Origin of the sequence: Bacillus sp. JJ1764 (genome assembly GCF_036962145.1) — a bacterium.
Classification (GTDB): domain Bacteria; phylum Bacillota; class Bacilli; order Bacillales; family Cytobacillaceae; genus Neobacillus.
On record NZ_JBALNY010000221.1, the window covers coordinates 8,765 to 9,656 of the forward strand.

1 protein-coding gene is annotated in these 892 nt (G+C 41.3%); it reads left to right on the forward strand.

What is annotated here, in order from left to right; all coding sequences use genetic code 11:
• Positions 1 to 126 precede the first annotated feature (126 nt).
• Positions 127 to 892: NAD(P)H-hydrate epimerase (locus V7083_RS22665; RefSeq protein WP_335482347.1), on the forward strand; the 766-nt coding region annotated here is incomplete at its 3' end.

Genomic DNA, 892 nt, shown 5'->3' on the forward strand with positions numbered 1-892 from the left:
TTCTTTAACACAGCCTTAGTTTTATATTCTGCTGAAATCCGTAGGGCAAAAACATTTCGTAAGACCATGCATCCTAACTAAAAGTTTCTTATAATTAAAATAAGGTTAAAAGAAGGAGGGGTTCTTATGTATGCAGCCGGGCAAAAGGAAATGCAGCAAATGGACCGATATACGATTGAAAAGTTAGGGCTACCGGGTGTTGTGTTGATGGAGAATGCAGGTGCACGAGTAGTGGAGGAAATTCTCTCTTACAAAGCTGTAGAAAAACCGAAAGTAATGATCCTAGCTGGTGGAGGAAATAACGGTGGTGATGGTTTTGTGATTGCCCGAAGGTTAGTTGATTTGGGGATCGAAACCCTTCTCTGTCTTTTAATTGGTCCTGAACGGCTTAAAGGGGACGCATTGACACATTTCAATGTATATCTAAAACGAGGGCTTCCTCTTTTATATTTTAATGAGAATACTTTATCAAATCTTCAGTATGAGCTCGAGCAGGCGGATCTGATTGTGGATGCCATTTTAGGGACTGGGGTGAACGGTCCACTCAGGGAACCATTGAAAACTGTGATCTCGCTAGTTAATGAAATGAAGGGAAAAAAATATATCCTTTCTGTCGATATTCCTTCAGGTGTCAGCAGCGACACTGGTAAAGTAGAGGGGGGCGCTATTCAGGCAGATAAAACCATAACATTTGTTTTTCCGAAGAAGGGTTTCTTTTTAAATGATGGCCCGAAATACATAGGGGATTGGAGAGCTGTTGACATTTCGGTACCGCCTTCTCTGGTATCCATAATGGATCTTATACTCCCTCATATCATCACAGAAAACCTAGTAAAAGATACCGTTCCAAAACGGCCTAAACATGGACACAAAGGAACGTTTGGACATGTGT